Source organism: Spirosoma flavus (assembly GCF_054778555.1).
On the sequence record NZ_BAAGZL010000004.1, the window covers coordinates 90,998 to 111,420 of the forward strand.

The window sequence follows — 20,423 nt, forward strand, 5'->3', positions numbered from 1 at the left end:
GGCAAAATGCTACGTAGCGAACATTAGTTTGCATCTAAACGAACATGACCAAATACACCATTTTCCTTTTTGCCCTCGCCCTATCGGTTGGCTCCTGCAAAGAGAAACCCAAACAAACCGACACCACAGAAACCGCTGCTACGGTATCGGCTCCGGCTTTTAATGCCGATTCGGCTTATGCTTATATCGACCGTCAGGTGAAGTTCGGGCCACGTGTGCCCAACACGCCCGCTCATGTGCAAACAGGAAATTATCTGGCCGCTAAACTCAAAGAGTATGGTTGTGAAGTAACTGAACAGCCATTCGTAGGCAATACGTGGGATGGCAAAAAATTGAACGCCCGCAACATCATTGGTAGCATTAATCCAAAAGCTACCAAACGTGTCGTGTTGGCTTCTCACTGGGATTCCCGCCCGTTTGCTGACCACGATCCGGATAAAGCGGATCAGAAGAAAGCTGTTATCGCTGCGAACGATGGGGCCAGTGGAGTAGGGGTTTTGCTCGAACTGGCACGTACCATTCAGCAAAGCAAACAGAAACCAACGGTGGGCATCGATATTGTTTTCTTCGACGCCGAAGACTGGGGCAATGGCGATAAAGCTTCCGGCGATTACGAGCAGGCGACTGGTAATCAGTTCGATTACATTGGCTTCTGTCTTGGGTCGCGCCATTGGGCGAAAAATCCACATAAGCCGGGCTATTCAGCTTATTACGGCATTTTGCTGGACATGGTTGGCGCAAAAGGCGCTACGTTCGCCAAAGAAGGACTTTCGATGCAATACGCACCAACCATTGTTGACAATGTCTGGAAAACGGCAAGCGGACTGGGTTACAGTCAGTATTTTGTCGATGCACCAGGCGGGCAGATTACTGACGACCATCTTGCACCGAATACGATAGCCAAAATTCCGATGATTGATATCATCCATACCAACATTGGCACCGGAGGCTTTTTTTCAGGCTGGCACACCGCCGAAGATGATATGAGTAACATTGACCGCGGAACGCTCAAAGCAGTAGGCCAGACGTTGTTGCAGGTACTTTATAACGAGCAATGAGCGAGCCAAAGAGTGAAAGAGTGAAAGAGCGCGGGCCGCGTTCGGCAAAAGGCGAAATGTTCGTTCGGCCTCTGATGCAATTGGTTACTGTCTGCTTTATTTGGGTAGGTCTAGTAGCATGTAGTTCGGCCCCTGATACGTTCGGCAAACTCAATCTGAAAAAATGGCGATCTGATCGAGGTGGGTGCAATGGCGTTCGTGCTACGTTGCTGGATGATTTTAAAGCGGAAAGCCAAAATTTGAAAGGTAAATCTGCCAACACGATTGGCGATCTCCTTGGTCGGCCGGATGTGAACCAGATTGAAGATCGAAATCAGAAATTCTACGTTTATTTTCTGGAAAAAGGTCCTCAATGCGACAAGCCCGGCGCTAAATCTCAAAGCCGATCCGTTGCAATTCGCATGAGCGCGATCGGTCTAGCGACGGAAATAACGTATCAGAATGGGATTCCTTAATTCACACGTAAAACTTCTTTCGCTCAATCATTTCCTCCACTACGTCGGGGACCATGTAACGTATTGAGCGATTAGCGCGAATGCTATCGCGGATGAACGTAGCGGAAATATCGAGCAGGGGCGCTTCTACCAGCTTAACGTTAGGGTGGGTTTTAAACTCGCTTTCTTTGCTTTTTGGCCGGGGGTAGACGTAGAGACCGTAGAATTCCAGAATCTTATCGTAGTTTTTCCAATTGGCGAACTGCTCCAGATTGTCTTCGCCCATAATCAGCCGAAACGTATGCTGCGGAAACTTTTCGCTCAAGCGTACCAACGTATCAATGGTATAGCTTGGTTTGGGCATCGAAAACTCGATGTTCGTGGCTTTCAGGCGACTATTATCGGCAATGGCTCGTTCGACCATATCGAGCCGGTCAAATTCGTGTAGCAGACTTTTCGTCTTCTTAAATGGGTTCTGGGGAGATACCACAAACCACACCTGTTGCAGGTCGGTGCTGGTCGCCATTGTGTTGGCGATAATCAAGTGCCCCACATGAATGGGATTGAACGATCCGAAGAATAAGCCGATGTTCATTATTGAGTTATAAAGTTTAAAGGTTGTAAAGTTATAGAGTTAGCAGACGCACGCTGAACTCTATAACTTTACAACCTTTAAACTTTATAACTTTAAATCACTGTTCCTTTCGCTGGAGTTTTGTTTTCTTGTACAAAATCATCAACCAGTTTCTGAGCCTTTTCCAGCGACGTATCAAGGTCGTCGTTCATCAGAATTACATCGAAACGATTCTGAAAACTCATTTCAAAGTGCACTTTAAAAAGCCGACGCGACAGACTTTCTTCGGTTTCGGAACCGCGTCCAATCAGCCGCTGACGTAGCGTTTCTTCGTCGGGCACTTTTACAAAGACTGCCAGCGCCTTTTCGCCGTAGAAATCTTTTAGTTTCAGGCCGCCTTGTACATCTACGTCGAACAATACGTGTTTGCCGCTGTCCCAAACCCGCTGAATTTCGGACTTAAGCGTACCGTAAAATGCGCCGGTGTAAACCTCTTCCCACTCAACGAATTCGTTGTTGTCGATTTTACTTTTGAAATCTTCGGGCGTCAGAAAATAATAGTCCTTGCCGTTTTCTTCGCTACGTCCCCGGCGATCGCGGGTACAGGCCGAAATGGAAAAGCCGAGATTGGAATTCTCGGCCAGCAGATGCTTAACGATGGTGGTTTTACCCGACCCGGAAGGGGCTGAAAAAATGATAAGTTTACCGTCCAAGGTATGATTGGTTTGTCCGTTGTAATGAGATGACAGCTACCGTAATCAACTACAACTTATTAAAATTAATTGGGGTAATTAAGGCCGCTCCCTGAAGCATTCCCTAATTACCCCAAATGGAGAAATTCCTGTTAACTAAAACTCTGAATTCGCGTTTTGATCGTTGCCACTAACTGCTCAGGGCAGCATCGTTTTTCAATACGTTTAGTCAGTAACTCTTTGACTTCCTGTTCGAGGTGATACATCTCAATACAGGGTTTACACGATTCCAGATTAGCTTTTACACGGGCCAGCTGTTGTTCATCAGCTTCTCCGTCCAGAATCAGTTGAATCATCTTCAAGCAGTCTGCCCTGTGACTGCAATGCTCTTTCATCTCAGGCCTGGCACTGGATGAAGATGACGTTGGCAACGGCGTTTGCATTGGAAAAATTTAATTTATTCCAAAAATAATAATATCGTTAAGTTATTTGCAGAACCAAAAAAGACTTAGAAAAAGTTCGGTTTATTCTTCATTTTCTTCTTTATATCCCATCGAAGATGCATAATCACGCAATTTTTCTTTCAATAGATTACGTGCGCGGTGTAATCGGGAACGTACTGTACCGATTGGAATATCCAGAATTTTTGCCATTTCCTCGTACGTAAATCCTTCAATATCGCAAAGGATAATAACGGTTCGAAAATCGACTGGTAGTGAATTTAAGGCATTTGCAACTTCATCGCCAATTAAATCCGAAACTGATTCGGCCCGGAGGTCAACCGTATGCTCCGATTCAGCATCTTCCGAGTTATAGGTCGTCTCTACGTCCTGATAATCGACTTTAGCTGGTTCTTTGCTTTTCTTACGGTAATCGTTGATGAAGCTGTTCTTCAGAATCCGAAACAGCCATGCTTTGGCGTTAGTTCCTTGCTCAAAGGACGAAATGAACCTAAACGCTTTTAAATACGTATCCTGAACGAGATCATTAGCATCATCCTCGTCCATGGTTAAGCGAAAAGCAAAATTGTACATGGAGTCGATGTGGGGCATAAACTCCTTATTGAAAACCTGATACTTCTGCTCCTCGGTGTATCGCCGGGCAGGGGTATCTTCCGAGGGTTGTTCTAAAGAATCGCCATCGGGTAAAAATTGGTCTGATCCGGCCGGTCCGCTGGTGCGGTCCCGGTCGTCGCGAGTTGGCGTGTCTGACATAACTGCTGGAATAGTCGCCATAAAAGTAAGAGTTAATTGCCGTTTCCTGATGGCAATTCTCAACGAATTCGATAATTACCCGAACCAAATCGCTGAGTTTTTTGTAAATCACCCTGCAAAAATTAAACCTTTGTGTAAAAAGAAGGTTTAAAATCATTTATTCTGACGATTTGGCAGTGAGCACATTACCTTATAACAGAAAAGCCGGTCAGGTACTCCCACAATTTGAAGCACCTAACCGGCAAATTTTAGTTAAAGGCCTACCTAAGCGACAGCCTGTTTAAAATACCGGCCTAACCACGAATCAGCCGCACGAGTCCGCCAATTTGTCAAAAATTCAGATTTTGTTTTCACTAACGTATTGAATACGAACGTATCAACCGTAAGTTGGCCACTCGCAATAGCATTTTTTATAGCTGGCAAGGAAATTGTTTGTACAACCCCATCAGCCATTTGGACAGCCGCCGACCGATCAAAGAAATCGACGCCAAGCTGTTGTCCTACGTTTCGTAGCGTACGTACCGAATCATCAATAGAGCAACCGCTGGGCAAACTATAACTCTCATCAAGCCCGATTACAACAAATCTGTTTTCGCTGATTTTAACCGAAGCTAGTAATGGCTGGCCATGTGCTGCCCATTGACTCAAGGCCGGTTTCAGCAAGTCTTCAACGGTTCTAACGTCAGCATCCGTCAGCGGTCGGTCTGCCTGATACACCCAAATTCGGGCATTATCCGGCAATTTGTCAAAATCAACGTACATAGAATTAATAAAAAATGGATAATGAAGAATATACAATGAGCGATGAATGAAACGAATCAAGCATTCCTCATTTTACATTATCCTCACAACCCTTCTGCCTGCGCGATGAGTTCCGATACATCGAAAACCCGGACGCTATCTTCTTTATTCTTGTTTTTAACCCCGTCTGACATCATGGTCATGCAAAATGGGCAAGCCACCGCAATGGTATCGGCTCCGGTGCCGAGAGCTTCTTCGACCCGCTCTACGTTCACGTCTTTTTTACCGGGTTCTGGCTCCTTGAAATACTGACCACCACCGGCTCCGCAGCAAAGTCCGTTTGCTTTACTACGTTTCATTTCGACCAAATCGGCATCTAATGCGGCCAATACGTCGCGTGGCGCTTCGTAAATCTTATTGGCCCGACCCAGATAGCATGAATCATGGAACGTAATACGTCGCCCTTTAAACGACTCGCCGTCTTTGACTTTGATACGCCCCTGATTGATTAATTCCTGCAAAAACTGTGAGTGGTGCACTACGTCGTAATTGCCCCCAAGTTCGGGATACTCATTCTTTAACGTATTAAAACAGTGCGGACAGGCTGTCACTATTTTCTTTACATTATAGCCATTCAGCACCTGAATGTTCGATACGGCCTGCATCTGAAACAGAAATTCATTTCCTGCTCTACGTGCTGGATCGCCAGTGCAGGCTTCTTCTGGCCCTAAGACGGCAAACTTGATCCCAACGTGATTCAGAATACGTACGAAAGCAATCGTTACGCGTTTGTACCGATCGTCGAAAGAACCCGCGCAGCCAACCCAGAACAGAATTTCCGGCTCTTCGCCAGAGGCTGTCATATCGGCCATTGTCGGCACTTTATAATTCGTTTCTGTTGTCATTTTGAAAAGTTGTAAGGTTGTAGAGTTATAGAGTTGTAGAGTTATACAGTTAAAAAGTTGGCTGAATTGCCAGCCAACTTTTTAACTGTATAACTCTACAACTCTATAACTACTTTTCATTCACTTGTTCGGCCCAGTTAAACCGATCGCTGGGCGAGAATTTCCAGGGGGCCATGTTATTTTCAATATTACTGAACATCGCGTTCCACGACGCCGGTGCCTGCGACTCTTCCATTACCCGATACCGACGTAGCTGGAGAATAATATCCAGCGGATTAATGTTGATCGGGCAGGCGTTCACGCAAGCCTGACACGTAGTACAGGCGTTAAGCTCTTCGGCGGTTATATAATCATTCAGCAATGATTTATCGTCTTTGTAATCAAATCCGTGGGTTTTCCAGCCCTGCTGAATTTCTTCGAGCCGGTCGCGGGTGTCCATCATGATTTTGCGGGGCGACAATTTTTTACCCGTAATATTCGCCGGGCAGGCTGCCGTACAGCGACCGCACTCCGTACAGCTATAAGCGTTCATCAGGTTAATCCATTTCAGATCTTGTACGTCCTTCGCGCCAAATCTGCCGATTTCAGCAGGCTGCTGACCATTGTCATTTTCCTGAGAACCGTCGGCAGCCGTTGTAGTCGGCAGCCCCAAAGCCAGTTGAACTTCTTTCGTAATTTCGGGCATGTTCTGCATTTCCCCTTTTGGCTGAAGATCGGAGAAATACACATTGGGGAAGCCAAGCGCAATGTGCAAATGTTTTGAATACGTTACGTAGACCGCGAAGGCCATAATCCCCAGAATATGTGCCCACCAGGCGATACGTTCATAGGCCATCAATCCTGTATCGCTAAAGCCAGCAAATAATGGCTTAAGGAATTGGCTAATGACGAAATCAGGAATGATACCCTGCAACTCCCCGTAGTGGCCAACACCCCGGTCACGTAGCACGCTATCGGAGGCATTCCAGGTCAGAAATGCAATCATCAACAGAATTTCGGCAGTCAGAATAATGGCGGCATCGGTTCGGGGCCAGCGTGTCATCTCACGGTGGCGTTCCTGTTGGAAACGACTCACTTTAGCCACAAACCGGCGTAGTAAAAACACAACACAGACGGCCAAAACGCCAAAGGCCAAAATCTCAAACGTATTAATCAAAAACGGATAAATGGACGTAATATAAGGCGCAAACAGCCGATGAGTTCCCAAAATACCATCTAGAATAATCTCAAGAATCTCAAGATTGATGATCAGAAATCCTGCGTAGATGATAAAGTGCATAAATCCGACCAGCCAGTTTGTGAACATCTTTTTCTGGCCAAATGCCACCAGAAGCATTGTTTTCAGACGTTCGTCGGCATGGTCGAAACGGTTCTCGGCCCGGCCAAGCTTAATCGCCCGGCTGATCAGTTGCACTCGTTTAGTTATATACCAGGCAGTAAGAAACAGCGCGGCAACGAATAAAATTTGTTGTACTATCTCCATTTAAGTATGGCTTTGTATGTCTGACAATCAATACTATATACCGATAGCCAAACTTTATTTTCAAAAATTTCTGATCAATGTATTGCAAAAGGGGAGAGAATCCGTACTTTTGCACCCACGTTTTTAACGGTTCGCCGTTGCGCTAGGCCGTTGTTACGGTGATGTAGCTCAGTTGGTAGAGCAAAGGACTGAAAATCCTTGTGTCGGCGGTTCGATTCCGTCCATCACCACTTCAAAATCAGGCAGTTACGACTAAATGTTGTAGCTGCCTTTTTCTTTATTACAGCAATCTTACATCATTTATTTTTTCATATAAACTTTGTAATCAACCGATTAACAAAGCTTAATGTTGATTTTGCTAGCTATTACTCACTACGAATAGCCTTAAGAGGTTATCTTCTGTTATTTTTCGTGGAGCGTGGGGCAAATATAATCATTCTACTGTGGTTGTTATGCATGCATACTAATTATTTATAAATCCTCAATTATATCGTTTGGAGACGACTAATAGATAATTCAAAACCACATAGATAAAGAATAAACCAAGACGAGATGAGGACGCGCGATACTCAAGAGGCCCACCAACATATTGTTACCGATTCAATCAAGACTCACCGTCAGAAACCTCCCTCTTTTGCCAAAATCGAGTATGATCTCAAATCTGCCTAAATGAGGTTTCCTATTGGATGTGGCAAGTCCAGTACTCAACAGGTACAGTTGCTATTGAATCTGACGCATGAAAAACTTTAATGCCTCCAGATGAACATCTATGTCATTAGGATAATCATGTTTACCACCAATGACTTTCAGCAGAACAACTTCAGGTTTTCCTTTCTCCCGATACGTATAACGCTCAATGGTTTTTCCGTCGTTCGGGTCCGTATCAGGTAACTTTTCCATCGTAGGTTTCCCCTTATAACGAGCTAGGTCAGCCCAATAAGCCAGCGTTCGATCGGTAGAACGCACTTCGCCCATAGTCATATTTTGCCCCAAAATAACAGGACCGCCCTTGTAGGGATTGGTACGATCTTCGGTACCGTTGATAATCATAATTGGCACCGCTTTGCCGGAAGGAACGCAATCCAGATTCGTCGTATCGGGCAGATTCGCAATAATGGCCGTTACGGCTTTGAACGCCCGTGGCATCGTCAGCGCCAGCTTATAAGCCATGTGCCCTCCGCCCGACGTACCAACCGCAAATACATGCTCAGGGTTGATCTGATACCGCTTTTTAAAGTATTGAATCATACCCTCAAAGAAAGCCTGCTCATTAACATCCTCCAGATTGGCTTGTGCTGGAGAAGCTTTTCGGCACTCGTTCCAATACCGTTTGTAACCGCTCGGGTAAACAATCAGCGCATTATCGGTAAGTGCCTGCTTCTCCATCTTTCCCGTGGATTTCATCATGCCTAAGCCATCGCCACCCGAACCGTGCATGACAAAAATCAGACTGGGCTGACGTAGCGATTTAGCGGGCGTGTTGTAATGAAATGTGCGGTAGTGGCCCTCAATCAGAAGAGAATCGCTGATAACCTGCGCTTTTAAAGAAAAACAGCAAAGGCTAAGCAGAAGAAGGGAAATAAATGACTTCATCATGTGAATTATGTGAAAGGCTCCGACAGGCTCTGGCTGTTGGATTCGCGCTAGCGACTGATGAGTAGCTACAACCGACAGCCAGAGCCTGTCAGTGCCTTTCACATACTATTACGCCGTAGCGCCTTCTTTTAGCCGTTCGGCGTTTTCAGCGATACGTAGTTGTTCGATAAAATCGCCAATATCACCATCCATCACGGAGGGAAGGTTATAAACCGTAAGGCCAATTCTGTGATCGGTTACGCGGCTTTGTGGATAATTGTAGGTTCGTATCTTATCCGAACGGTCGCCACTACCCACCATCGTTTTACGTTGCGACGCGATGGCTTCGTTATGTTTCTGCAACTCAATTTCGTACAAACGGGAACGTAGCACGGTTAGTGCTTTATCAAAGTTTTTCAGCTGCGAACGTTCGTCTTGACATTGCACCACCAGTCCCGTAGGAATGTGTGTAAGGCGTACCGCCGAATACGTAGTGTTAACTGACTGACCACCAGCGCCCGATGAACAGAACGTATCTTTTCGAATGTCGTTCATGTTTAGCTCTACGTCTACTTCTTCGGCCTCAGGTAATACGGCTACGCTGGCGGCTGAGGTGTGAATACGTCCCTGCGTTTCAGTAGCGGGCACTCGTTGCACGCGGTGCACACCCGATTCAAATTTCAGTTTGCCATACACATCTTCGCCTTCGATTTCGGTTACAATTTCCTTATAGCCGCCCGATGTTCCTTCGGTATAATCGACCAGCGACATGCGCCAGCCCATTTTCTCGCAGAAACGCTGATACATCCGGAATAAATCGCCGGCAAAAATGGCGGCTTCATCGCCACCTGTACCGCCCCTGATCTCAAGAATGACGTTCTTGCTATCGTTCGGATCTTTCGGAATCAGCATCTCTTTGAGCACCTCTTCCATCGTTTCCCGACGGGGCAATAGTTCGTCCAGTTCAGCTTTGGCCATTTCCCGAAAATCTTCATCTTTTTCGGTCGAAATGATTTGCTTCGCATTCTCAATTTCTTCGAGTAACTGCGTATAAGCCTGATACTGAGTGACTATTTTTTCTAAATCTTTATATTCTTTGCTCAGCTTCATAAACCGCTTCTGGTCGGCCACGACCTCCGGCTGGACAATCTGCTGAGATACTTCGTTGAAGCGTTCACGGATGGCTTCTAACTGATCAAGCATGTTTTATGATTTTTAGTCCTATTTCGGTAAGCGGAATAAGACGCGAAGGAAATTCTTTAAAAAGACAAAATTACGAAAATCCAGCCAGTTCGACTCTATATGCAACCAAGCTCCTGTGGTTCCTGTTTTCCAACAAATGATGTATTTTAAGTCGATGAAGTTCCTGTTTATGAGCCGCCTTTTGTTTAGTTGTGTTTTAGTCTCCTATTTTTTAATCGGCTGCGGACCCGACCGCGTTAAATATACCAGTGAATTAAAGCAGGAGATGGCCGACTCGAAGATTAAACGTATCACCGACGTCGACGTAGTAGAAACTGTGGATAATCTGGGCGGAAAAGTCACTGCTGTTATCCAGAAAGAATTGACAGAACAACTCCAGAAAACGAACGATCCGGCCAAACGCGCTCAACTCTGTCAATTGCAAAATCTGCCACGTACCAAAGCCATCGCCAACCGTTACGTTCTGGATATTCGCCTACTTGGCCCTACCGATATACGCAACGTAGCACTAAATCAGAAGGAACGTGAAATTCTGGACGCCTACCTCTATAGCGCTAAACAGAAGCAGATGGCCCCGTCGAATATCCAAAAAATAAACGATACGTTGTTTGTTTATAACGTACCGATTGCTCCAGAAAGTCCTATTTGTGAGGCCTGTTTTGGTAGACAGGACGTACCGTTTGCTGTCTGGCATTTAGGTTTCCAAAAGCGCGAAGTGATACGTCGGATGAATGCGACCAAAAAGAAATAAGCTTTACGAGCAAAATTCAGCTAACCCTAACTTGGCTTAATTCTAGCGACCAGCGTCCTGGTTCAAACAGCGCAAATACATTTGAATCGTGTTATCGAGTCCGTAATACAGCGCATCGCAGATAAGCGCGTGACCAATTGAAACCTCTTTCAGATCAGGTACTTGCTCATCGAAAAAACGTAGATTTTCCAGGCTCAAATCGTGACCGGCATTTAGCTCGAGACCCAGTGAATTGGCCAGTTTAGCCGCCCGAACAAACGGGGCTACAGCAGCGTCCCGGTCGGCAACGTAGTGAGAAGCGTATGGTTCTGTATATAACTCAATGCGGTCAGTACCAACGGCTTTAGCACCTTCAACCATTTTCTCGTCAGCATCTACGAATATAGATACGCGAATCCCGTCGGCCTTGAACGTATCGACAAGCTGGCGTAAATGATCGGCGTTACGTATCGTATCCCATCCCGCATTCGACGTAATGGCATCGACGGCATCAGGTACTAACGTAACCTGCTCAGGCTTAACCCGTTTGACGAGTTCAATAAAACGCTCGTCCGGATTTCCTTCAATGTTGAACTCAGTCGTCACTACGTCCTTTAAATCCAGTACGTCCTGATAGCGAATATGCCGTTCGTCGGGGCGGGGATGCACAGTAATTCCTTGTGCACCAAATCGTTCACAGTCGAGCGCTACCTGAATCAGATTCGGGTTATTACCGCCACGTGCGTTACGTAACGTAGCGATTTTGTTGATATTGACAGATAAGCGAGTCATATTTTTAAAGAGTGAATGTGCGAAAGAGTGAAAGATCGGACTGGCGCACCAGCGAAATACGTTCTACAGATTTGTAACTTTGCCGAAATAGTGAAGGTTCACGTTTATAATTACACTTTCAATCATTCACTCCGCTTCGGCGGTCCGATTTCGCTCTTTACTTATGTCTCTAAAGCAACAAATTGACGGCGATATTAAGCAGGCCATGCTGGCTAAAGATCAGGACAAATTGCGGGCGTTACGTGCCGTGAAGTCGATGATTCTGCTCGAAGAAACCAAAGAAGGTCAACACGGCGACCTGAAACCCGAAGACGAAACCCGCATTCTGACCAAAGCTGTAAAACAGCGGAAAGACTCTGCCGACATTTATCGTCAGCAAAACCGGGCTGATTTATTGGCCGTTGAGGAAGCGGAAATTGCGGTTATTGAACACTATCTGCCGAAGCAACTATCTGAAAGCGAACTCAAGGAAAAATTGCAGGCCATTCTTACCCGCGTAGGCGCGTCGTCTCCCTCGGACATGGGCAAAGTGATGGGCGCAGCCACAAAAGAACTCGCTGGCCAGGCTGATGGGAAAGCCATTTCGGCGATGGTGAAGCAACTTTTACAATGAGTGAACGAGCGAACGAGTGAAAGAGCGGTAAAGCTGGATCACACGTTCGCTCGTTCACACTTTCGCTCTTTAAAACTTGAACTCCTTAGATTTATTCATGCTCATTCCCCTCGCCTGGGGCGCTTTTAATGGATACCGGAAAGGTCTTCTGGTAGAAATCGTGGCCATTATTGCGTTTGTAGTGGCTATGATAGTCGGGTTTAAGTTTTTGGCGTTCGGCATTGATTTATTAAGTCCGTACATCAGTCGCGAATTGGCTCGGAAAATATTACCCATCCTTGGCTTTTCGGTTATTTTCTTCCCGACCGTATTGATGGTCAATCAATTAGGGTTGGCATTGCGACGGTCGCTAAAATACACACTGCTCGGAACCTTTGACAGTATCGCCGGAGCAGCCGTCGGGCTTTTTACCTGGATTTTTGGAATTAGTGTACTCCTTTGGTTGTTCAGTTATTTGAACGTAATAATCCCTCCCCGCTACGCCGACAACGCGTTTCTTTATCCTTACATCCGGCCCATTGCGCCGAAAGTAATGGACAAAGCCGCCGTTTGGGTGCCCAAAGGACTCGAAGCTGGTAAAAAGTGGCGGGCGGAAAACATAAAGAGCGAAAGCGCGAAAGAGTGAAAGAGTGGTTATACTACTCCGCTCTTTCACTCTTTCGCACTTTCACTCATTGAAAAATGCAGGACATCCGCAAACTAAATACTCCTCAGTTAAAAGACTGGCTTACGCAGCACGGCGAGCAGGGCTTTCGGGCAAAACAGATCCAGGAATGGCTCTGGAAAAAATCAGTTTTGTCGTTCGATCAGATGACGAATCTGTCGGTGCCGACGCGTGAGCTATTGAAAACCAACTTCGAAATCCGGCCATTAACCGTTAATCAGGAACAACGTAGCAGCGATGGTACGATCAAATCATCGTTTCGGCTTTTTGATGGTAATCTGGTGGAAGGTGTGCTGATTCCGGCGCTACGTAACGATGACACAGATCGCATGACAGCCTGTGTGTCGAGTCAGGTAGGCTGCTCGCTGACTTGTAAGTTCTGCGCGACGGGCTATATGGATCGCAAGCGTAATCTGGATGCGGCTGAAATTTATGATCAAGTTGTTGCGATTGATCGGCAGGCGAAGGAAAATTACGACGTACCGCTTTCCAACATCGTTTACATGGGCATGGGCGAGCCCTTACTGAACTACAAGAACGTACTGGAATCCGTTGATCGCATTACGTCGCCGGATGGGCTGGGCATGTCGCCGAAACGTATTACGGTTTCGACGGCGGGTATTGCCAAAATGATACGTCAGCTTGGCGATGATGCGGTGAAATTTAATCTGGCGTTATCGTTACATGCGGCCAACGACGTAAAACGTGACCAGATCATGCCCATCAACGAAAGCAATACGTTGCAGGCACTGGGCGATGCGCTGAATTATTTTTATAAGAAGACCGGCACCCGTGTTACGTTCGAGTACATCCTTTTCTACAACTTCAACGATACGTTGCAGGACGCGCAGGAACTCTGGAAATTTACGAAGCGCGTACCGGCCAAGATCAACATCATCGAATACAATCCGATTGCCGAAGCCAACTTTAAAAATACCGATCCTCAAACGCTGGATAAATTCGCTGGCTTCTTAGATAGCAAGGGCGTAACGGTCAATGTGCGCCGGAGCCGGGGCAAAGATATCGACGCTGCCTGTGGGCAATTAGCAGGAAAAAAGTAGAGACAAAGCATGCCCTATCTCATGACCGGATGGTATTACTGACGCATAGGAGACAAGACATGCCTTGCCTCTACTTAACAATTTGATAATACTGCTCTGGTTAGTTTGACGTACTTTTGTGGCAATCATGGGCTTACAGACCTACTGTTCGCCTTTTTACAGAAGATACTCCCTTTATGTTTGGATTAGAAACGGATGTTTTTATCCTCCTCTTCATCAGCCTTTTTGCGGCCTGTGCCTTCGAATTCGTTAATGGTTTCCACGATACGGCCAATGCGGTTGCTACCGTTATCTACACCAATTCATTAAAACCGACCGTCGCCGTTGTCTGGTCGGGCATTTGCAATTTTACGGGCGTTTTACTCGGTGGAATTGGCGTAGCGATGGGTATTGTGAATCTCTTGCCCGTTGAATTACTCGTCGACCAGAATGTGTATCACAGCGTAGCGATGGTGCTGGCGCTGCTCCTTAGCGCTATTATCTGGAACCTTGGTACGTGGTATTTCGGGATTCCGAGTTCAAGCTCGCATACGCTGATTGGCTCAATTCTGGGTGTTGGACTGGCTTTCTCTACGTTACCGGAAAACACAACCGGAGCGGCCGTTAACTGGGATAAGGCCATCGAAACCGGTGAGGCACTTCTTCTATCACCCCTGCTTGGTTTTAGTCTGGCAATTGTGCTGATGTTCATACTACGTCGGTCGGTGCCAAATGACGTAAAAGACCAACTTTTCAAAGAGCCGAAGAAAAATAGTGAGCCACCTTCCTGGATACGAGCCGTTCTGATTGCTACGTGTTCGCTGGTGAGTTTTTTTCATGGCAGCAACGACGGACAAAAAGGTGTAGGCCTGATTATGCTGATCCTGATCGGCATTGTACCGTACCATTTTGCCGTTAAATCAGACCTCGACCCGCGCCTGATGCAGGCAAATATTGTGGGTATCGAACAGACAATTGCTACGTTAGATTCGAATCAACTTTCGCCGGTCAACCGGGAACGGCTCGTTCAGACACGTAGCGAACTGAATGACTTGAAAACGCTCATCAACGGGCCGTTGGTTGATAATAGAATTCCGAATGAAAAACGTCTCGATGTACGGAAGGATTTGCTGCTGATTGGCAGTAATATGAAAAAAATTACGTCGGATGAAGGTGCCAACGTCAGCCCGAATCAGATGGCGGTACTGAACAAGAGTTTGAGTGAAGAAAGTGGTCTGCGTCGGTTTACGGATTACGCCCCTTTCTGGGTTATCCTGATGATTGCGCTATCACTGGGACTGGGTACCATGATTGGCTGGCGTCGGATCGTTGTAACGGTCGGTGAAAAAATTGGTAAACAGCATCTTACCTATGCGCAGGGTGCCTCAGCCGAGTTGGTTGCTGCCAGTATGATTGGTTTTGCATCGTGGTTGAAATTGCCGGTTAGTACCACGCACGTACTGTCGTCGGGTATTGCCGGAAGTATGGTGGCCAGCAAGGGTGTTAAAAACCTACAAGCTTCAACGATACGTAACATAGCGCTGGCCTGGGTACTCACGTTGCCCGTTTCGATTCTGCTCTCGTTTACGCTTTATATTTTCTTTCGCTGGTTGTTGTAAATAGATAAATTACAATAGTCCAGCTTATTAAGCCCTAAATCCTCTGAAGGAAACTTTGCTCGTAGAAAAACAAAGTTTCCTTCAGAGGATTTAGGGCTTAATCTAAACACGTTTTATTGATCTTCACCTCTACAAGGCTGACCGGAAAAATAGCCCGCCAGGCACAGTTCATCCGCCAAGTCGCGCCATCCCCGAAAATCGCTTGGTTTCTGGATGATCTGATAAACATCCAATTCCTGTGCTTTTGTAGCAATATCCAGTTTCATCGTCTGACTAAACAAAATCATTTTCATGGAACTGGTCGTTGGGTTGTCTTTCAGCCGCTTAATCAATTGCAGCCCATCTGTATCGGGTAGGAAATAGTCGACAATCAGCAAGTTGGGGAGCGTTGTAGATCGATCAAGCGCTTCCTGTAGAGCAGCGTCGTTGGTAAAGCTAACAATCTGACAAGTCAGTCGCTCCATTTTGAACGCCCGTTCGATGATTTCAATAAGCTGAATGTCATCATCGACAAGCCAGATAGTAGCATTTTGGTGCATGAGCCGAAAAATGAGGTAACGGTCTAATAGGCTAGTAGGTAGAGCAGATTATTGATTTACATGCTATTACACAAAACTAACCAAGATGTTTGTATATACGAATTTCCTTGCAATAAGGATGACCTCAACCCTTTTCTGGGATCACCTTTTTATCTAAATCGCCAAATATTACATTTGTTTCTTTACAATAAACCATACGATGGCATACAGTACCGCGCAATTACTGAAGAGTAATAAGACCCAGTTGTTCAATACCTGGATTGAAAAGCAGTTACAGAGCGAAAGTCTTCGGGAAGACCTGATGACCGACGATGAGTTACGGGCTCAGTCTCAGGAGTTAGTAGACGTACTGGCCAAGGTCATCACGGACGATAATATCAGTCAGACTGAGTCAACGGATTTTGATGAAGTCTTCGAACTGTTATCGTCTATTTCTATGTCGCGGGCCCGCCAGGGGTTTTCGCCCCGCGAAACCGGATTGTATATTTTCAGTCTGAAAGAAGCTGTTTTTGAGCTACTCCAAGAGAAATTAAGCGACGATCCTGCTACGTTAGTTACTGAAAGTATGAAAGTTAATCGTCTCCTGGATAGTTTCGGCGTACTTACGTTCGAAACCTTTATCAAAGGACGCGAAGAAGTTATTTACCGCCAGACTGAAGAAATTTCCGACATTTCGACGCCGGTTATTCAGGTGTGGGACGGCATTCTGGCGCTACCCATCATCGGTACGCTCGACAGCGCCCGCACACAGGTGGTCATGGAAAGTCTGCTTCAGAAAATTGTGGATACGGGTAGCGGTATCGCGATTCTGGATATATCGGGCGTGCCGGCTGTCGATTCGCTGGTAGCTCAGCACCTCATCAAAACCGTCAGCGCTACGCGACTAATGGGTGCCGATTGTATTATCAGTGGAATTCGGCCCGAGATTGCCCAGACAGTTGTTCACCTTGGCATCGACTTATCCAATATTATTACCAAGGCTTCGCTGGCCAGTGCGCTCAAACATGCGTTCAGTATGAATCGATTAATTGTGAAACGTAGCGACAGCGAGAAGAAAGTAATCTGACGTAGCATGGATAAAATACCTATTCTGCGAATGGGCCATTTTCTGTTGGTTACCATTCAGATAGATCTTTATGATCGACTGGCCCTCAACCTGGAAACCGATTTAGTTAACATGGTTCATAAAACGGGCGCTCGTGGGGTTCTGATCGATATTTCGGCGGTATCAATCGTCGATTCGTTTATGGGCCGCATTCTGGGTAATATTGCCAGTATGACCCGCGTGCTGGATGCCGAAACCGTGGTGGTGGGTATGCAGCCTGCCGTGGCCATTACGTTGATTGAGCTTGGTTTGTCATTGACAGGCGTGCATACCGCGCTCGATGTGGAACGGGGAATGACGCTTTTACAAACAAGATTAGGACCGGATGATAGCTCGGACGATGATGATTACGACGCTGAGTAAGGACACTATGTCTATTACGCGCGAGCAGGATGTCGTTCCGTTCCGAAATCGTGTGAAAGAAATGGCGGTAAAGATCGGTATGGGTCTCGTGAATCAGACAAAACTCATTACGGCTGCCAGCGAACTGGTCCGTAACCTACTTCGCTACGCCGGCACGGGTGAAGTACGGATCGAGGTCGTCAGCAGAGGACGTGAGTCGGGAGTTCGGCTCACTTTCTCCGATAAAGGGCCCGGTATTCCCGACATTGGTCTGGCAATGCAGGACGGCTACTCAACAGGCAAAAGTTTAGGCTTAGGTTTACCTGGCACCCGGCGTTTAGTGAATGAATTCGATATTAAGAGTACGGTTGGCCAGGGAACAACCGTGACGATTTTGAAATGGAAGAATGGATAATTCCACACATGTGCGGTTTCTGGCAGCGGATCGGAGTTATCTGGCAAGTATAAAAAAAGGAATCAATCAGCTGGGAATTCAGGCTGGTTTTCAGCCGCAACGCCTGAGCGAAATCGATTTGATTGCTGCTGAAATAGCCACTAATCTGGTAAAACACGCCGGAGGGGGCGAAATCTTAGTCCGCTGTTTTCAGACTTCGGATAATGCTGGCCTTGAATTGATTAGCATTGATAATGGGCCGGGAATGACTGATCCTGCTAAAATGATGCAGGACGGTATTTCAACAACCAATACGTTGGGCCACGGGCTTGGTTCGATTCATCGACTGGCCGACCAAGCTCAACTATATTCGCTGAAAGGCTGGGGCACTATTCTGCTGGCCCGAATCTATAAAAAGCCATTAGTCAAATTCCCGACTGCAAAAACCAGTTTCGAATATCGGTCAGTGCTGGTGGCCAAACCGGGTGAGGCCGTCTGTGGTGACGGTTGCTACGTTAAACAGACGGGTACTCATATCAAACTATTTCTTGGCGATGGGCTAGGGCATGGGCCCGACGCTTATCAGGTTGTTCAGGCCGCTATCAATGCATTTCGGTATTGCCCTGACCAACTGCCCGCCGATATTGTTCGGCACATCCACCGATCGGTAAATAAAACGCGCGGTCTGGTCGGTTCGGTTGTTGTGTATGACACCCAGAGCAGGCATTGGAACTGGTGCGGTGTGGGTAATATTGCTACCCGAATCAGTAGTGCTACGTTCAGTAAAAATTTTCTTTCGTATAATGGCATTATCGGTATGAACTTGCCGGGTGCCATGAATAACCATCTATTGCCAATAGAGCGCGGACAACTGCTGATAATGTGTTCGGATGGGATACAATCGCGCTGGGATATTTCTCGGTATACGTCGATTTCTCGGTATGATTTGTCGATTCTGGCGGCTGCCATTTATAAAGATTATTCCCGGCAAACAGACGATACGTCTGTCTTCGTCGGACGGGTTCAGAGTTAGACCATGGAGGAACTACTTAAAATAGCGCTCGACAACGAAATGGACCTGATTGTGGCCCATAAACGGGCTATGAAACTAGCCGAAATGGCTGGTCTGTCGCTTGCTCAACAAACTACGTTTGCTACCGCCGTATCGGAAGTGGCTCGGTTTGCTATGGAACAGGGGTCTAGTCCCGCGCTTTCTTTTGGCGTCGACCGTTCGCTACGTAGCCAGTCGCTCATTGCTGTCATTGACGATAAAAATCTTCTGATTACTAACCCAATACATCAGGGGTTGATGTATGCCCAGCGACTGGTAGAAAAACTGGACATAACAAACGACGGAAAAACTAACCGGATTACGCTTTATTTCTCATTACCTAACTCCCGGCGAATAAGTACAGAGCGGTTTGAAAACTGGCGAACTCAGTTTCGGGTCGATCAGCCGCTTTCATCGTATGACGAAATCAAGCAGAAAAATGAGCAGTTAAAAGAACTGGCCATTCGTTTGCAGGATAGTGAGCAGCATTATAAGCGGGTAACTAATTCATTGCCGCTGATGATTTTTACGGCGAATCAGGCGGGGCAACTTCTTTACGCCAACGACTGGACTTCCGAATTTACAGGGTCATCTATTCAGGCGCTCAACCAGACAAAATGGGCCGTAGTGTTACATCCTGACGATCAGGACATTGTCTGGCAGATTTGGAACGAACAATCGGTGCACGGAATTGCGTTTCAGTACGAATGCCGTTTGAAAGAAGAATCAACCCAAACATACTACTGGCATCTGCTTTCGGTGCAACCGGTAAAAAGTGAATCCGAAAAAGTAACACTCTGGACGGGGTTTGCGGTCAATATCGACGCCCAGAAAATCGTTGGTCAGACGTTACGTGAAAACGAGGAACTGGCGCAGGCTAAATATCGGCTGGAACAATCGCAGCAGGAACTTGAAGCAACTGTTAACGAACTCAATGAGAGTAATGATCGGCTGAGCCAGTTTGCGTATATCGCCAGCCACGATCTACAGGAACCGCTACGTAAAATTCAACAGTTTGGCGATTTACTTCGCACGCGGAATGGGCATTTACCGGACCAGGATTTAACGTATCTGGAACGGATGCAGGCGGCCGCCAATCGGATGTCTGTGCTGATCAAAGATCTGCTTACGTATTCGCGTTTATCGACGCGCAAGCAATCTGCCGTGCCTGTATCCCTGAGTCAGGCGCTGGCCAGCGCTCTGGAAAATCTGTCCGTAATCATTGACGAAACAAACGCGCAGATTCATGTCGAAAACCTGCCTATCATCCAGGGCGATCCTTCGCAATTAGGCCAGTTATTTCAAAACTTGGTAAGCAACTCGCTGAAGTTTCGGGAAACCGAGATTCCGCCCATTATTGACATTACCTCAGAGCTGGTCGCAGCCTCCAATTTGCCCGCCACACTCCGATTTCAGAATGCTACCCGAGATTATTACCGGATAGACGTAGCAGACAATGGTATTGGCTTCGACGAAAAATACCTGGATCGGATTTTTCAGGTCTTTCAGCGTCTGCATACAAAACGAGAATATAGCGGAACGGGCGTTGGACTGGCGATTTGTGAGAAAGTTGTGTCGAGTCATGGCGGAACAATTACGGCTAGCAGTCATCCTGGTAAAGGCTCTACGTTCAGTATTTATCTGCCTGTCTAATC

General features: G+C 46.6%; 23 protein-coding genes and 1 tRNA gene. 13 read left to right on the top strand and 11 right to left on the bottom strand.

The annotated features are described in order from the left end of the window. Window positions 1–44 precede the first annotated feature (44 nt). Window positions 45–1,058: a M28 family peptidase gene (locus tag ACYVF1_RS20900; protein ID WP_461082471.1), complete on the top strand. Its 1,014-nt coding sequence runs from the start codon at window positions 45–47 to the stop codon at window positions 1,056–1,058. A gap of 74 nt (window positions 1,059–1,132) precedes the next feature. Then, window positions 1,133–1,513 (top strand): hypothetical protein, encoded by a 381-nt coding sequence (locus ACYVF1_RS20905; RefSeq protein ID WP_461083565.1) that lies wholly within the window; start codon window positions 1,133–1,135, stop codon window positions 1,511–1,513. A 1-nt stretch (window position 1,514) separates the two neighbouring features. On the opposite strand, the gene nadD is transcribed toward ACYVF1_RS20905, so the two are convergent. From nadD to ACYVF1_RS20940, 7 genes are all read right to left on the bottom strand, one after another. Further along, the gene (gene nadD / locus ACYVF1_RS20910) at window positions 1,515–2,087 is read right to left on the bottom strand and encodes a nicotinate (nicotinamide) nucleotide adenylyltransferase (RefSeq protein WP_461082473.1); all 573 of its coding nucleotides are present in this window, start codon (window positions 2,085–2,087) and stop codon (window positions 1,515–1,517) included. 92 nt (window positions 2,088–2,179) lie between these two features. After that, the gene (gmk, locus tag ACYVF1_RS20915) at window positions 2,180–2,779 is read right to left on the bottom strand and encodes a guanylate kinase (RefSeq protein ID WP_461082475.1); all 600 of its coding nucleotides are present in this window, start codon (window positions 2,777–2,779) and stop codon (window positions 2,180–2,182) included. A 131-nt stretch (window positions 2,780–2,910) separates the two neighbouring features. Next, entirely contained in the window at window positions 2,911–3,114 is a 204-nt protein-coding gene (locus ACYVF1_RS20920) for a hypothetical protein (RefSeq protein ID WP_461082477.1), read from the bottom strand. Window positions 3,115–3,282: 168 nt separating this feature from the next. Continuing rightward, window positions 3,283–3,972 (bottom strand): sigma-70 family RNA polymerase sigma factor, encoded by a 690-nt coding sequence (locus tag ACYVF1_RS20925; protein WP_461083567.1) that lies wholly within the window; start codon window positions 3,970–3,972, stop codon window positions 3,283–3,285. Window positions 3,973–4,236: 264 nt separating this feature from the next. Further along, window positions 4,237–4,734 (bottom strand): hypothetical protein, encoded by a 498-nt coding sequence (locus tag ACYVF1_RS20930; protein WP_461082479.1) that lies wholly within the window; start codon window positions 4,732–4,734, stop codon window positions 4,237–4,239. Window positions 4,735–4,817: 83 nt separating this feature from the next. Beyond that, window positions 4,818–5,618, bottom strand: a complete 801-nt coding sequence (locus tag ACYVF1_RS20935) for a (Fe-S)-binding protein (RefSeq protein WP_461082481.1) — start codon at window positions 5,616–5,618, stop codon at window positions 4,818–4,820. Between the two features lie 109 nt (window positions 5,619–5,727). Then, window positions 5,728–7,101 carry a 4Fe-4S dicluster domain-containing protein gene (locus ACYVF1_RS20940; RefSeq protein WP_461082483.1) on the bottom strand — a complete coding sequence of 458 codons (1,374 nt, stop codon included), beginning with the start codon at window positions 7,099–7,101 and terminating at the stop codon, window positions 5,728–5,730. Window positions 7,102–7,258: 157 nt separating this feature from the next. On the opposite strand from ACYVF1_RS20940, the gene ACYVF1_RS20945 reads away from it, so the two are divergent. Then, window positions 7,259–7,331, top strand: a tRNA-Phe gene (locus tag ACYVF1_RS20945). Window positions 7,332–7,821: 490 nt separating this feature from the next. Here the strand turns inward: ACYVF1_RS20945 and ACYVF1_RS20950 are convergent. After that, on the bottom strand, window positions 7,822–8,697 hold the full coding sequence (locus tag ACYVF1_RS20950) for a CE1 family esterase (protein ID WP_461082486.1): 876 nt from the start codon (window positions 8,695–8,697) through the stop codon (window positions 7,822–7,824). A 108-nt stretch (window positions 8,698–8,805) separates the two neighbouring features. Beyond that, entirely contained in the window at window positions 8,806–9,879 is a 1,074-nt protein-coding gene (gene prfA / locus ACYVF1_RS20955) for a peptide chain release factor 1 (protein ID WP_461082488.1), read from the bottom strand. Between the two features lie 154 nt (window positions 9,880–10,033). Here prfA and ACYVF1_RS20960 point away from each other — a divergent pair, with 154 nt between their 5' ends. Next, complete coding sequence (locus tag ACYVF1_RS20960) at window positions 10,034–10,630, top strand: hypothetical protein (RefSeq protein ID WP_461082490.1); 597 nt, start codon at window positions 10,034–10,036, stop codon at window positions 10,628–10,630. Window positions 10,631–10,672: 42 nt separating this feature from the next. On the opposite strand, the gene ACYVF1_RS20965 is transcribed toward ACYVF1_RS20960, so the two are convergent. After that, window positions 10,673–11,401: a pyridoxine 5'-phosphate synthase gene (locus ACYVF1_RS20965; protein WP_461082492.1), complete on the bottom strand. Its 729-nt coding sequence runs from the start codon at window positions 11,399–11,401 to the stop codon at window positions 10,673–10,675. Window positions 11,402–11,564: 163 nt separating this feature from the next. Between ACYVF1_RS20965 and ACYVF1_RS20970 the strand changes: the two genes are divergently transcribed. The 4 genes from ACYVF1_RS20970 to ACYVF1_RS20985 all read left to right on the top strand — a co-directional run bounded on the left by ACYVF1_RS20970 (window position 11,565) and on the right by ACYVF1_RS20985 (window position 15,337). Beyond that, window positions 11,565–12,014: a GatB/YqeY domain-containing protein gene (locus ACYVF1_RS20970; RefSeq protein ID WP_461082494.1), complete on the top strand. Its 450-nt coding sequence runs from the start codon at window positions 11,565–11,567 to the stop codon at window positions 12,012–12,014. Between the two features lie 97 nt (window positions 12,015–12,111). Continuing rightward, window positions 12,112–12,639 (top strand): CvpA family protein, encoded by a 528-nt coding sequence (locus ACYVF1_RS20975; RefSeq protein WP_461082496.1) that lies wholly within the window; start codon window positions 12,112–12,114, stop codon window positions 12,637–12,639. Between the two features lie 56 nt (window positions 12,640–12,695). Then, the gene (rlmN, locus tag ACYVF1_RS20980; protein WP_461082498.1) at window positions 12,696–13,739 is read left to right on the top strand and encodes a dual-specificity RNA methyltransferase RlmN; all 1,044 of its coding nucleotides are present in this window, start codon (window positions 12,696–12,698) and stop codon (window positions 13,737–13,739) included. A gap of 176 nt (window positions 13,740–13,915) precedes the next feature. Then, complete coding sequence (locus ACYVF1_RS20985; RefSeq protein ID WP_461082500.1) at window positions 13,916–15,337, top strand: inorganic phosphate transporter; 1,422 nt, start codon at window positions 13,916–13,918, stop codon at window positions 15,335–15,337. Window positions 15,338–15,450: 113 nt separating this feature from the next. Here the strand turns inward: ACYVF1_RS20985 and ACYVF1_RS20990 are convergent, their stop codons facing one another. Then, window positions 15,451–15,876, bottom strand: a complete 426-nt coding sequence (locus tag ACYVF1_RS20990) for a response regulator (protein WP_461082502.1) — start codon at window positions 15,874–15,876, stop codon at window positions 15,451–15,453. Between the two features lie 199 nt (window positions 15,877–16,075). Between ACYVF1_RS20990 and ACYVF1_RS20995 the strand changes: the two genes are divergently transcribed. Genes ACYVF1_RS20995 through ACYVF1_RS21015 form a run of 5 tightly spaced genes read left to right on the top strand, consistent with a single transcriptional unit; the run spans window position 16,076 to window position 20,421 of the window. Continuing rightward, entirely contained in the window at window positions 16,076–16,942 is an 867-nt protein-coding gene (locus ACYVF1_RS20995) for an STAS domain-containing protein (RefSeq protein WP_461082504.1), read from the top strand. A gap of 6 nt (window positions 16,943–16,948) precedes the next feature. Continuing rightward, on the top strand, window positions 16,949–17,344 hold the full coding sequence (locus ACYVF1_RS21000; RefSeq protein WP_461082506.1) for an STAS domain-containing protein: 396 nt from the start codon (window positions 16,949–16,951) through the stop codon (window positions 17,342–17,344). Between the two features lie 7 nt (window positions 17,345–17,351). Beyond that, window positions 17,352–17,738: an anti-sigma regulatory factor gene (locus ACYVF1_RS21005; protein ID WP_461082508.1), complete on the top strand. Its 387-nt coding sequence runs from the start codon at window positions 17,352–17,354 to the stop codon at window positions 17,736–17,738. Then, on the top strand, window positions 17,731–18,750 hold the full coding sequence (locus ACYVF1_RS21010) for an ATP-binding protein (protein WP_461082510.1): 1,020 nt from the start codon (window positions 17,731–17,733) through the stop codon (window positions 18,748–18,750). The genes ACYVF1_RS21005 and ACYVF1_RS21010 overlap by 8 nt, the downstream gene beginning before the upstream one ends. A 3-nt stretch (window positions 18,751–18,753) precedes the next feature. Beyond that, window positions 18,754–20,421 (top strand): sensor histidine kinase, encoded by a 1,668-nt coding sequence (locus ACYVF1_RS21015; protein ID WP_461082512.1) that lies wholly within the window; start codon window positions 18,754–18,756, stop codon window positions 20,419–20,421. Window positions 20,422–20,423 lie beyond the last annotated feature (2 nt).